Annotated in this window: 12 protein-coding genes; 8 read left to right on the plus strand and 4 right to left on the minus strand. The window is 67.9% G+C overall.

Annotation, left to right across the window (positions count from 1 at the left end; translation table 11 throughout):
* Positions 1-68: 68 nt before the first annotated feature.
* From DIE21_RS18000 to DIE21_RS18025, 6 genes are all read left to right on the plus strand, one after another.
* Positions 69-836, plus strand: a complete 768-nt coding sequence (locus DIE21_RS18000; RefSeq protein ID WP_124498975.1) for an enoyl-CoA hydratase — start codon at positions 69-71, stop codon at positions 834-836.
* A gap of 534 nt (positions 837-1,370) precedes the next feature.
* Positions 1,371-2,261: a ubiquinol oxidase subunit II gene (cyoA, locus tag DIE21_RS18005; protein ID WP_124498976.1), complete on the plus strand. Its 891-nt coding sequence runs from the start codon at positions 1,371-1,373 to the stop codon at positions 2,259-2,261.
* Positions 2,262-2,264: 3 nt separating this feature from the next.
* Positions 2,265-4,277: a cytochrome o ubiquinol oxidase subunit I gene (gene cyoB / locus DIE21_RS18010; protein ID WP_124498977.1), complete on the plus strand. Its 2,013-nt coding sequence runs from the start codon at positions 2,265-2,267 to the stop codon at positions 4,275-4,277.
* Complete coding sequence (gene cyoC, locus DIE21_RS18015; RefSeq protein WP_124498978.1) at positions 4,277-4,888, plus strand: cytochrome o ubiquinol oxidase subunit III; 612 nt, start codon at positions 4,277-4,279, stop codon at positions 4,886-4,888. Before cyoB ends, cyoC begins: the two co-directional genes overlap by 1 nt.
* Entirely contained in the window at positions 4,889-5,221 is a 333-nt protein-coding gene (gene cyoD / locus DIE21_RS18020) for a cytochrome o ubiquinol oxidase subunit IV (RefSeq protein ID WP_124498979.1), read from the plus strand.
* Positions 5,222-5,316: 95 nt separating this feature from the next.
* Complete coding sequence (locus tag DIE21_RS18025) at positions 5,317-6,483, plus strand: fatty acid desaturase (protein ID WP_124498980.1); 1,167 nt, start codon at positions 5,317-5,319, stop codon at positions 6,481-6,483.
* On the opposite strand, the gene fdhD is transcribed toward DIE21_RS18025, so the two are convergent.
* Positions 6,468-7,298: a formate dehydrogenase accessory sulfurtransferase FdhD gene (gene fdhD / locus DIE21_RS18030; RefSeq protein ID WP_124498981.1), complete on the minus strand. Its 831-nt coding sequence runs from the start codon at positions 7,296-7,298 to the stop codon at positions 6,468-6,470. The two genes, DIE21_RS18025 and fdhD, sit on opposite strands and share 16 nt — an antisense overlap.
* Before the next feature lie 114 nt (positions 7,299-7,412).
* Between fdhD and DIE21_RS18035 the strand changes: the two genes are divergently transcribed.
* Complete coding sequence (locus tag DIE21_RS18035; protein ID WP_124498982.1) at positions 7,413-7,895, plus strand: nitrate reductase associated protein; 483 nt, start codon at positions 7,413-7,415, stop codon at positions 7,893-7,895.
* Positions 7,896-7,932: 37 nt separating this feature from the next.
* Here DIE21_RS18035 and DIE21_RS18040 read toward each other — a convergent pair whose 3' ends face one another.
* Positions 7,933-8,328: an acyl-CoA thioesterase gene (locus DIE21_RS18040; protein ID WP_027789162.1), complete on the minus strand. Its 396-nt coding sequence runs from the start codon at positions 8,326-8,328 to the stop codon at positions 7,933-7,935.
* Between the two features lie 175 nt (positions 8,329-8,503).
* Here DIE21_RS18040 and DIE21_RS18050 point away from each other — a divergent pair, with 175 nt between their 5' ends.
* Positions 8,504-10,375 carry an ABC transporter ATP-binding protein/permease gene (locus DIE21_RS18050; protein ID WP_124498983.1) on the plus strand — a complete coding sequence of 624 codons (1,872 nt, stop codon included), beginning with the start codon at positions 8,504-8,506 and terminating at the stop codon, positions 10,373-10,375.
* 218 nt (positions 10,376-10,593) lie between these two features.
* On the opposite strand, the gene murU is transcribed toward DIE21_RS18050, so the two are convergent.
* Together murU and DIE21_RS18060 are read right to left on the minus strand one after the other, a co-directional pair.
* The gene (gene murU, locus DIE21_RS18055) at positions 10,594-11,316 is read right to left on the minus strand and encodes an N-acetylmuramate alpha-1-phosphate uridylyltransferase MurU (RefSeq protein WP_124498984.1); all 723 of its coding nucleotides are present in this window, start codon (positions 11,314-11,316) and stop codon (positions 10,594-10,596) included.
* Between the two features lie 31 nt (positions 11,317-11,347).
* The gene (locus DIE21_RS18060; protein WP_124498985.1) at positions 11,348-12,397 is read right to left on the minus strand and encodes an aminoglycoside phosphotransferase family protein; all 1,050 of its coding nucleotides are present in this window, start codon (positions 12,395-12,397) and stop codon (positions 11,348-11,350) included.
* Between the last annotated feature and the right edge of the window lie 6 nt (positions 12,398-12,403).

Raw genomic sequence — 12,403 nt, forward strand, 5'->3', positions numbered from 1 at the left:
ACGGTGCGCGGGCCACGAGCTCGCGCACCGTTTTTTCATTCCGGTAGAGGAAGTCAAAGGAGACGGTTGTGGCCGAAATTCAAGTGGAACGCGCCGACGGCGTGATGACGATCACGATCGCGCGCCCGGCGAAGAAGAACGCGCTGACGGCGGCGATGTACCAGACGATGGCCGATGCGCTCGCCGACGCGCAGGAAGACAAGGCGGTCCGCGTGATCCTGCTGCGCGGCGGCGACGGCAACTTCAGCGCGGGGAACGATCTCGAGGATTTCCTGAAGTCGCCGCCGAAGGACGAGAATGCGTCGGTGTTCCAGTTTCTCGCGCGGATCAGCAGCGCGGCCAAGCCGATCGTCGCCGCGGTGCCGGGCATCGCGGTCGGCGTGGGGGTGACGATGCTGCTGCACTGCGATCTCGTCTACGCGGCCGACACCGCGACGTTCTCGCTGCCGTTCGCGCAGCTCGGGCTATGCCCGGAAGCCGCGTCGAGCGTGCTGCTGCCGCGCCTGGCCGGCCATCAGGTCGCCGCGGAAAAGCTGCTGCTCGGCGAGGCGTTCGACGCGCTGGAAGCGCACCGGATCGGCATCGTCAATCGCGTGCTGCCGGCCGCCGAGCTCGACGCATTCGCGGCGAAGCAGGCCGCGAAGCTCGCGGCGCTGCCGGCGTCGTCGCTGCGCGTCACGAAGGCGCTGCTGAAGGATACCGGCGGCGTGGCGACGCCCGCGCGGATGGCCGAGGAAGCCGGCCACTTCTCCGCGATGCTGCGCGCGCCGGAAGCGCGAGAGGCGATGACGGCGTTCTTCGAGAAGCGCAAGCCGGATTTCCGTCAGTTCGACTGACACCGGAAACCAGCGCTTCGCCGTTTCGGATGCCTTCGCCGTCCGAGGCGGCAACGCGCGCGTCCGTGAGCCGCCGGCCGCGCGGCGTCGGTTCCGTGCCGGCGGCCGATGCGTCGATCGACGCGTCGGCTCGACCCTGCGTCGCCGTGCGCTCGTGCGGTGTTTCGCGCGCCCCTGCGTCCGCCACCGTGCTGCGGCCGCACCTCCACGCCCCATGCATGCCCGCGCCCGTCACGGCGCGGCGCAGCGTCGGCACGCTGCCCGTCCCGCCATTGCCGCCCGCTATCCGCGCCGACTGAGCGACGCTCCCGTCCCCGTCGCGCCCCGGGGCGCGCCTGCAATCGCGTGGGCCGGCATCCCCGGCCCGCTCCGGTTGCGGCGGTTCCCGCTTACTCGGCAATCCTTGTTTTCCGTCAAGTTGCACTGCGGCAATTTTCCGTACAGTTCGCGCACAGGTCGCCCGGGCCGGATGCGTCGCGCGACCGCGGCGTGCGGGCCGGCAGTTCTTCTCAACGACAATCAGGCAAACGAACAATGATCGGACGAATCACCGGCGGAGCGCGTGCGGCGCCCGTCATCGCGATGCTGGCGGGACTCGCCGGATGCAGCGACCTTCACGTGCTCGATCCGAAGGGCGCGGTGGGCGTCGCGGAGAAATCGCTGATCGCGACCGCGACGTGGGCGATGCTGATCGTCGTCGTGCCGGTGATCCTGCTCACGCTATGGTTCGCGTGGCGTTATCGCGCGTCGAACCGCAACGCTGCCTACGCGCCGAACTGGTCGCACTCGAACGCGATCGAGGTCGTGATCTGGACGGTGCCGACATTGATCATCCTGTTCCTCGGCATCCTCACGTGGCGGACGACCCACGCGCTCGACCCGTACAAGCCGCTCGAATCGTCGGTGAAGCCGATCGATGTCGAGGTGGTCGCGCTCGACTGGAAATGGCTGTTCATCTATCCGGAGCTTGGCATCGCGTCGGTGAACCAGCTCGCGATTCCGGTCGGCACGCCGGTGAATTTCCGCATCACGTCGGACTCGGTGATGAACTCGTTCTTCATCCCGCAGCTCGGCAGCCAGGTCTATGCGATGGCCGGCATGCAGACGCGCCTGCACCTGATCGCCGACGAGGCGGGCGACTACGCGGGCGTATCCGCCAACTACAGCGGCCGCGGCTTCTCCGACATGAAATTCCGCACGCTCGCCGAGCCGCGCGAACAGTTCGACGCGTGGGTGCAGAAGGTGAAGGCGTCGTCCGAGCGGCTCGACGCGACCGTGTATGGCAGCGTCGCGCAGCCGAGCGAGAAGGCGCCCGTGCGCTACTTCTCGTCGGTGGATCCGAAGCTTTTCCACAACATCATCGCGAAGTACAACAACGGCCATGTCCTCGACCCGAAGGACGCCGCCTGCACGACGAAGGGGTAACGCATGTTCGGCAAACTGACACTCTCGGCGATCCCGTTCGATCAGCCCATCATCATGGGGGCGAGTGCCTTCATGGGGCTCGTCGTGCTGGGCATCGTCGCCGCGCTGACGGCCGCCGGCAGGTGGAAATGGCTGTGGAGCGAATGGCTGACGTCCGTCGATCACAAGAAGATCGGCGTGATGTACCTGGTCGTCGCGGTGCTGATGCTGCTGCGCGGCTTCGCGGACGCCGTGATGATGCGCCTGCAGCTCGCGCTCGCGTACAACGGCCCCGGCTACCTGCCGCCGCATCATTACGACCAGGTCTTCACCGCGCACGGCGTGATCATGATCTTCTTCATGGCGATGGCGCTGCTGGTCGCGTTCTTCAACCTGATCGTGCCGCTGCAGATCGGCGCGCGCGACGTCGCGTTCCCGTTCCTGAACTCGCTCTCGTTCTGGATGACGGCGGTTGCCGCGATCCTGATGAACGTTTCGCTCGTGATCGGCGAATTCGCGCAGACGGGCTGGCTCGCGTATCCGCCGTTGTCGGAGCTGCAGTTCAGCCCGGGTGTCGGGGTCGACTACTATCTGTGGGCGCTGCAGATTTCGGGCGTCGGCACGCTGATCACGTCGATCAATTTCTTCGTGACGATCGTCAAGATGCGCGCGCCCGGCATGACGCTGATGAAGATGCCGGTGTTCACGTGGACCGCGCTGTGCTCGAACGTGCTGATCATGGCGACGTTCCCGATCCTGACGGTCGCGCTCGCGCTGCTGGGGCTCGATCGCTACCTCGACATGCATTTCTTCACGAACGAGGCCGGCGGCAACGCGATGCTGTACCTGAACCTGATCTGGGCATGGGGGCATCCGGAGGTGTACATCCTCGTGCTGCCCGCGTTCGGCATCTATTCGGAAGTCATCGCGACGTTCGCGAAGAAGCCGCTGTTCGGCTACAGGACGATGGTCTATGCGTCGTGCGTGATCATGGTGCTCGCGTTCCTCGTGTGGCTGCATCACTTCTTCACGATGGGCTCCGGCGCGGACGTCAACGCGTTCTTCGGGATCATGACGATGGTCATCGCGATCCCGACCGGCGTGAAGATCTTCAACTGGCTGTTTACGATGTATCGCGGCCGCATCGAGTTCACCGCGCCGGTGCTGTGGACGATCGGCTTCATGGTCACGTTCACGCTCGGCGGGATGACCGGCGTGATGATGGCGATCCCCGGCGCGGACTTCGTGCTGCACAACAGCCTGTTCCTGATCGCGCACTTCCATAACGCGATCATCGGCGGCGTCGTGTTCGGCTACTTCGCGGGCGTCCATTACTGGTTCCCGAAGGTGTTCGGTTTCCGGCTCGACGAGAAGTTCGGCAAGCGCGCGTTCTGGTGCTGGTTCCTCGGCTTCTATGCGTCGTTCGTGCCGCTGTACGTGCTCGGCTTCATGGGCATGACGCGCCGCCTGAACCACTACGACAACCCGGCATGGCATCCGTGGCTGGTCGCCGCCGCGTTCGGCGTCGCGCTGATCGCGATCGGCGTGCTGTGCCAGGTCGCATCGGTATGGGTCGGCTGGCGCAATCGCAACCAGCCGCAGTATCGCGACGCGACGGGCGATCCGTGGAACGGCCGTACGCTCGAGTGGGCGACGTCGTCGCCGCCCGCCGTCTACAACTTCGCGGTGATCCCGAACGTCCACGAGCTCGACGAGCTCGCGTACCGGAAGGCGAAGGGGCTTGGCCTCGGCATCGGCAAGAACGTCCGGTACCAGGACATCCACATGCCGTCGAACACGAGCGCGGGCTTCTTCGTCGGCATCTTCAGCCTGCTGCTCGGCTTCGCGCTGGTCTGGCACATCTGGTGGCTCGCGATCGCTTCGCTCGTCGGCATCGTCGCGACGGTGGTGCTGTACAGCGCACAGGACAACGACGGTTACTACATTCCGGCGGACACCATCCGCAAGATCGAGGAACAACGCGCGGGCGTGCGGATCGGCACCCCGGCGCCGCAAGCCGAACTGGAGACGAACTGATGTCGTATCAATCTGTCGCGGGCGGTGCCCGCCATCCGGCGGCACACGCTCATCCGCCGTCGCATTCGGTGTTCGGCTTCTGGCTGTACCTGATGACCGACTGCGTGATCTTCGCGTCGCTGTTCGCGACGTTCGCGGTGCTCGGCAACCAGTTCGCGGGCGGTCCGACCGCGAAGGACCTGTTCGACATTCCGGGCGTCGCGCTCGAGACGGCGGCGCTGCTGCTGTCGAGCATCACGTACGGCTTCGCGATGCTCGGCGCACAGCGTCGCCGGCGCGGCACGGTGTTCCTGTGGCTCGCCGTCACGTTCGTGCTCGGCGCCGCGTTTCTCGCGCTGGAACTGCGCGAGTTCTCGCACCTGATCGCGCAGGGCGCCGGCCCGCAGCGCAGCGCATTCCTGTCGGCGTTCTTCGCGCTCGTCGGCACGCACGGGCTGCACGTGGCGGTCGGCCTGTTGTGGATGGTCGTGCTCGTCGTGCAGATCGCGCGCGGTCCCGGCATGACGGAGCGCGACTTCCGCCGCCTCACCTGCCTGAGCCTCTTCTGGCACTTCCTCGACATCGTCTGGATCTGCGTGTTCTCCTTCGTCTATCTTGCGAGCGTGATCTAAATGGCCCATTCGGAACTCATCTGCCACGATGACGCGCACGGCACCGCCGGCGGCTATCTCGCCGGGTTCGTGCTGTCGGTGCTGCTGACGGCCGCTTCGTTCGGCCTCGTGATGGGCGGCGTGCTCGCGCCGAAAGCGGCGATCATCGCGCTCGCGGTACTCGCATTCGCGCAGATCGTCGTGCATCTCGTCTGCTTCCTGCACATGAACACGTCGTCCAGCCAGCGCTGGAACGTGATGGCGTTCAGCTACACGGTGCTGACCGCGCTGATCCTGATCTTCGGGACGCTGTGGGTGATGCACAACGTCAGCATGAACATGATGTCGCGTTAACCGGCCCGGGCCGCGGTGCGGCCCGTTCCTCCGCGCCGTGCGTGCCGCACGGCTCCTATCTTTTCCGGCGTGCGGTTCGCGCGCCTTTCCGCATCATGGTCGACAACGATTCCCAGACCCCGGTCCGCTCCGGCGAACCCATTCCGCACCGCAAGATCATCCGCGCGTGGCTCGTGCCGTTCGCCACGCGCGAGATCGTGCGCCCGATCCTGCTGCTCGTGCTCGACTACCTGCTGCTGTTCGCGGCATTCGCCGGCGCGCTGCTGATTCCGTCGAGCGTCGGCAAGATCGTCTGCGGGATGGCCGCCGGGTTCATCACCGGGCGGCTCTTCATCATCGGGCACGACGCCTGCCATCAGAGCCTGACGCCCAATCGCCGGCTGAACCGCTGGCTGGGCCGCATCGCCTTCCTGCCGTCGCTGACGCCATACAGCCTGTGGGAAGTCGGGCACAACGTCGTGCACCACGGCTATACGAACCTGAAGGGCTTCGATTTCGTGTGGGCGCCGCATACGCCGGCGGAGTTCGCCGCGCTGTCGCCGGTGCGCCGCTTGCTGGATCGCGTCTACCGAAGCGGCTGGGCGCCGGGCCTCTACTATTTCGTCGAGATCTGGTGGCTGCGGATGTATTTCCCGAACAGGACCTATATCGGTGCGTCGCGGCCCGTGTTCCGGCGTGACGGCCTGTTGGTGACGGGCTTCGCGGCCGTGTGGATCGCGGCCGTCGTCTGGGTGGCGATCGCGACACGGCAGCCCGTCGCGCTGCTGCTCGCCACCGGCGTGCTCGTGCCGTTCCTGTTCTGGTGCTCGATGATCGGCTTCGTCGTGTACGTGCACCACACCGACCCGCGCATCGCGTGGCACGCGAACCGGGCCGAATGGTCGAATGCCGCGCCGTTCGTGTCGACCACGCTGCACCTGACGTTCCCGTTCGGGATCGGCGGCCTGCTGCACCACATCATGGAGCACACGGCGCATCACGTCGACATGAGCGTGCCGCTGTACCGGCTCAAGCCCGCGCAGGCGAAGCTGGAGGACATGCTGCCCGGGCGGATCGTCGTGCAGCGCTTCAGCTGGCGCTGGTACTTCGACACGGCACGGCGCTGCAAGCTCTATGACACCGACCGCAAGCTGTGGACGGACTACCGCGGCAACCGGACGAGCGATGCGGCATGCGACGCGAGCGCGCCGGCCGCCGCGGACGAACCGCCGGGCACGGTTCGCGAACCGGCGCCCGCCGCGAGCGCTCACGCGGTGCCGTAATCGACGTGACCGGTTTCGCGGCAGAAGCTGACCAGCCGCAAGCCGGCCGCCTTCGCGATCTCGATCGCGAGCGACGACGGCGCGGAGATCGTCGCGACCATCGGGATCCCGACCCGCGCCGACTTGCGCACGAGCTCGTAGCTCGCGCGGCTCGACAGGAACACGAAACCGTCGGTGGCGTCGGCGCGCGCCAGCACGAGCGAGCCGATCAGCTTGTCGAGCGCGTTGTGGCGGCCGACATCCTCGAACGCCATGCGGATCGCGCCTGTTGCGTCGCACCACGCGGCCGCATGCAGGCCGCCGGTGAGCCGCGTGAGCGCCTGGTGGGCCGGCAGCGCGTGGGCCGCGCGCGCGAGCGCGTCGGGCGCGAGGCGCGCGAGAAAGCCGGTGTCGGGCACCCGTTCGGGCGCGAGGTCGAGCAGGTCGATGCTTTCGATCCCGCACACGCCGCAGCCGGTGCGCCCCGCGAGCGCGCGGCGCCGGTCCTTCAGCGCGGCGAACGCCTGCTGGACGACCTCCAGGTGCACCTCCGCGTGCGGCAGCGGCGCGTCGGCGTGCAGGATCACGTCGATGTCCTTGATGTCGCTGCCGCGCTCGACGATCCCTTCCGAGATCGCGAAGCCGACCGCGAACGCCTCGAGGTCGCGCGGCGTGCACATCATCACCGCGTGCGAGATGCCGTTGAAGACCAGCGCGACCGGCCATTCCTGGCCGACGTAGTCGTGCGCGGCTTCGACGGCGCCGCCGCGCGTGCGGCGCACGGACAGCTCGATCGCGCCGCGCGGTTCTTCTGTTTCAGTCGGATTCACGAGCACTCCCGTTGATTCGAGGCAGGGGCGGCGGCGATCGTGTCCGCCGCGCGCGCGCAGAGGTTCTAAAATACCTCAGGCAGGCCGGCCGCGCCGGCATCCGCCACTCGGGTAACGACCATGGGACTCAGCGACGCTCCGCTGCTATTCAATTTCGAACACGATTCGTCGGAAAACCTGACGTACATTCCAATGATCGTGCGTTTCAATCTCGACCGTTTCGGTCTGCGGATTTCCCTGGAGCAGTGGCAGCTGCTGCCGCTCGAGGACCGCAAGCTGCTCGCGCGCTTTCCGGCCGACGAGGACACCGCGATCGAGCCCAACTTCGATCACGCGCTGTTCGAAATGCTGCGCACGCATGCCGACCTCGAACCGTCGTGGTTCCAGCCGGACGAGCAGCCGAGCTGGCGCGCCACCGACACGGTGCCGGACGCGCTCGTGCAGCAGAGCGCGCTGGCCGGGCTGCCGGCGCCCGCGCTCGCGCAGTGGCAGCGGCTCGCGCCGTTCCAGCGCTACGTGCTGGTGAAGCTGTCGCGCAAGCCGAAGCTCAATCACGACTTCGTGCCCGCGATGCGGGAGTTCGGGCTGGCGGCCATGCACTGACGGGCCGCGTGCGGCGCCGCAGCGCGGCGCGTGCGGGTCAGAGCGGCGGCAGTTGCCGCGGCTTGCGGTCGGGGCCGGTCGCGACGTAGGTGAGCGTCGCCTCGGTGACCTTCACGATTTCGCCCATCAGGCGCATGCGCTGCGCGTACACCTCGACGTCGACCGTGATCGACGTGTTGCCGGTGCGCATGATGGTCGCGTAGAAGCTCAGCAGGTCGCCGACGAACACCGGCTGCTTGAACACGAACGAATTGACCGCGACCGTCGCGACGCGGCCGTTCGCGCGCTGGCTCGCGGGAATCGAGCCGGCGATGTCGACCTGCGACATGATCCAGCCGCCGAACACGTCGCCGTGGACGTTCGCGTCGTGCGGTTGCGGGACGACGCGCAGCGCGGGCTGCTTTTGCGGAAGTTCGAGGGTCGAATCGGTCATGGCGGGGGCTTTCATCCTGTAATAAAGGCGCCGCCGCGCACCGGCAGGCCGGCGAGGCCGCCCGCAGCGGCGCGTGGCGGCTTCTGCGACAATACAACGTTCGCAAATTGTACGAGAAAGCGGGCGAGCCGGCCGCCGCGGCAACGCGTCCGGCACCGCCGCCGATCCTTCCCCCATGCGCCGATATTCCGCTTCCGGCGAGCCCGCGCCGGCTCAGACCGGGCCTCGCAACGACTGGCAGACCATCCGGTCGCTGCTGCCGTATCTCGCCACCTACAAATGGCGCGTCGCGCTCGCGCTCGGCTGCCTGATCGGCGCGAAGGTCGCGAACCTCGGCGTGCCGGTCGTGATGAAGCGCATCGTCGATCACCTGTCCGCCGTGCAGCAGCTCACGGCGCTCGGGCGGGCCGAGCAGTCGGCCGGCATCGTGCTCGCGGGCGGCGTCGGCCTGCTGGTCGTCGCGTATGCGCTCGTGCGGCTGTCGACGTCGCTGTTCACCGAGCTGCGCGAGATCCTGTTCTCGAAGGTCACCGAGAGCGCGGTGCGCCAGCTCGCGCTGCAGGTGTTCCGGCATCTGCACGGTCTGTCGCTGCGCTTCCATCTCGAACGCCAGACCGGCGGCATGTCGCGCGACATCGAGCGCGGCACGCGCGGCATCCAGCAACTGATTTCCTATTCGCTGTACAGCATCCTGCCGACGCTCGTCGAGGTCGGGCTCGTGCTCGGCTTCTTCGTGGTCAAGTACGAGGCGTACTACGCGTACGTGACGTTCGCGGCGCTCGTCACGTACATCGTGTTCACCGTGAAGGTCACCAACTGGCGCACGCACTTTCGCCGCACGATGAACGAGCTCGATTCGCGCGCGAACTCGCGGGCGATCGATTCGCTGATCAACTACGAGACGGTGAAGTACTTCGGCAACGAGGAGTGGGAGGCGCAGCGCTACGACGAGAACCTGAAGCGCTACCGCAAGGCCGCGATCCGCTCGCAGAATTCGCTGTCGGTGCTGAACTTCGGCCAGCAGGCGATCATCGGCACCGGGCTGGTGTTCATCCTGTGGCGCGCGACGCAGGGCGTGCTGGCCGGCAAGCTGACGCTCGGCGATCTCGTGCTGATCAACACGTTCATGCTGCAACTGTACATCCCGCTGAATTTTCTCGGCGTCGTGTATCGCGAGCTGAAGCAGAGCCTCACCGACATGGACCGGATGTTCGGGCTGCTGTCGGCCGCGAAGGAAGTCGCGGACGCACCCGACGCGCGGCCGCTCGCGGTGGCCGGCGCGCAGGTGCGCTTCGAGCACGTGAACTTCTCGTACGAAGCGGCGCGGCAGATCCTGCACGACGTGACGTTCACGATCGATGCGGGCACGACCACCGCGGTGGTCGGCCACAGCGGTTCCGGCAAGTCGACGCTGTCGCGCCTGCTGTTCCGCTTCTACGATCTCGACCGGCAGGCGGGCGGCGCGATCCGGATCGACGGCCAGGACATTCGCGACGTCACGCAGGACTCGCTGCGCGCGTCGATCGGGATCGTGCCGCAGGACACCGTGCTGTTCAACGACTCGATCTACTACAACATCGCGTACGGCCGGCCGACCGCGAGCCGCGACGAAGTGATCGCGGCCGCGCGCGCCGCGCACATCCACGACTTCATCGAGAGCTTGCCGAAGGGCTATGACACGCCGGTCGGCGAGCGCGGGCTGAAGCTGTCGGGTGGCGAGAAGCAGCGCGTCGCGATCGCGCGCACGCTGCTGAAGGATCCGCCGGTGCTGCTGTTCGACGAGGCGACGTCGGCGCTCGATTCGCGCTCGGAGCGCGCGATCCAGCACGAGCTCGACCAGATCGCGCGGCACCGCACGACGCTCGTGATCGCGCACCGGCTGTCGACGGTCGTGCATGCGCAGCAGATCCTCGTGATGGACCACGGGCGGATCGTCGAGCGCGGCACGCACGACGAACTCGTGCGCGCGGACGGGCTGTATGCGCAGATGTGGGCGCTGCAGCAGCAGCGCGCGGCGGCGGGCGGGGAGGCGGCCGAGGCCGCGTGAGCGGGGATGCCGCGCCGGGGCGGCGCGCGGCGGAAACGGGTGGTTTGCCGGCCGTCCGCGATCGGCCGGCGATGCGCCGTCACGGCCGCGTGAGCCGGCGGAGCGCCCGCGGTATTCGATTCCGGGTCGGCCTGCCGCCGAGTGACCGGGCCGTCATCGGTCTTTCACGCCATCGGCCGCCGCGCCGGGTGGCCCGGCCGCGGTCAGCGGCGAAACGATCAGCCCGCGGCGGCGCGCAGCCGCGCGTCGAGCTCGCCGAGCTGCGCGGGCGTGCCGACGTTCTCCCAGATACCTTCATACAATTCGCCGCTCGCGCGGCCGGCCTCGATGGTCGCCTTGAAGTAGGGCGACAGCGGCCGGTGCGTGCCGGGCACGATGTCGCGGAACATCCGCGTGTCGTACACGCCGATGCTGCCGAACGTGACGCGCGGGGCGCCGGCGAGTGCCAGCCGGCCGTCATCGCGAAGTACGAAATCACCGTCCGGATGGAACGGCGGGTTCGGCACCATCACGAGATGCATCGCGGGCGCATCCAGCGCGGCCATCTGCGCGGCACGCGCGGCGAGCGTCCGGTAGTCGAATGCGCAGTACACGTCGCCCGCGACCGCCGCGAACACCGTCGGCCGGCCGTCGCGCTCGAGCAGCGGCAGCGCCTGCGCGATGCCGCCGGCGGTTTCCAGCGCTTCGCCTTCGGCCGAATACGCGAGCCGCACGCCCCAGCGCGAGCCGTCGCCGAGTGCCGCCTCGAGCTGCGCGCCGAGCCACGCGTGGTTGATCACGATCGACTCGACGCCCGCGCGGGCGAGCGCCTCGATCTGCCAGACGATCAGCGGCTTGCCGCCGGCTTCGAGCAGCGGTTTCGGGCGGATGTCGGTCAGCGGGCGCATCCGTTCGCCGCGCCCGGCGGCGAAGATCATCGCCGTGGTCAGGGTAGTGCTCATGTTCGGCTGAAGGTAAGGACGGTGAGGGCGGTCAGAACGTATAGCCGACGTCGGCCGCGCCCTTGCCCTCGAGCTCGTCGAGCAGCTTCGCGAACGGCACGAGCGGGCGGTAGCGCAGCGCGACCTTGCGCGCATAGGCCAGGAAGCGCGGCAGGTCGTTCAGGTAGTGCGGCTTGCCGTCGCGGTAGTTGATGCGCGCGAACAGGCCGAGGATCTTGATGTGGCGCTGCAGCCCCATCCACTCGAGCTGGCGGTAGAACTCGCCGAAATCCGGGTCGACCGGCAGGCCGGCCTTCTTCGCCTTTTCCCAGTAGTACGCGAAGCAGTCGAGCTCGAACTCCTCGTCCCAGCTGATGAACGCGTCGCGCAGCAGCGACACGACGTCGTACGTCAGCGGCCCGTACACGGCATCCTGGAAGTCGAGCACGCCCGGATTCGGCTCGCAGACCATCAGGTTGCGCGGCATGAAGTCCCGCAGCATGAAGCCCTGCGGTTGCGCATGGGCGCTCGCGACCAGCAGCGCGAAGGTGCGGTCGAGCGTGCCACGCATCGCGTCGGTGACGGGCTTGCCGAGGTGCCGGCCGACGAACCATTCGGGCAGCAGCTCCATCTCGCGGCGCAGGAACGCCTCGTCGAACGGCGGCAGCACGTCCGGCCTCGAGCTCAGCTGGAAGCGGATCAGCGCGTCGAGCGCGTCGCGCATCAGCGGGCGTGCCGCGACCGGGTCGGCCGGATCGAGCACCGCGATGTACGACGTGCGGCCGAGGTCGGTCACGAGCATGAAGCCCGCGTCGAACTCGTGAGCCAGCACGTCCGGCACGTGGTCGCCGGCCGCGGCGAGCAGCTGCGCGACCTGGACGAATTCGCGGCACTTCTCGGGCGGCGGCGCGTCGACCGCGACCAGCGAGCCGCCGGGGCTCGTGGCCGACGCGACACGGAAATAGCGGCGGAAACTGGCGTCCGACGACGCGGGCGCGAGGGTCGACAGGTCGAGGGCGAAGCGCTCGGCGAGCGGGCGCAGCCACGCGGTGAGCGCTTCGAGGCGGGCGTCGGGCTGGGATGCGGCGGATGGGGGTGTCATGAAACT

This window comes from Burkholderia sp. Bp9140 (genome assembly GCF_003853425.1).
Classification (GTDB): domain Bacteria; phylum Pseudomonadota; class Gammaproteobacteria; order Burkholderiales; family Burkholderiaceae; genus Burkholderia.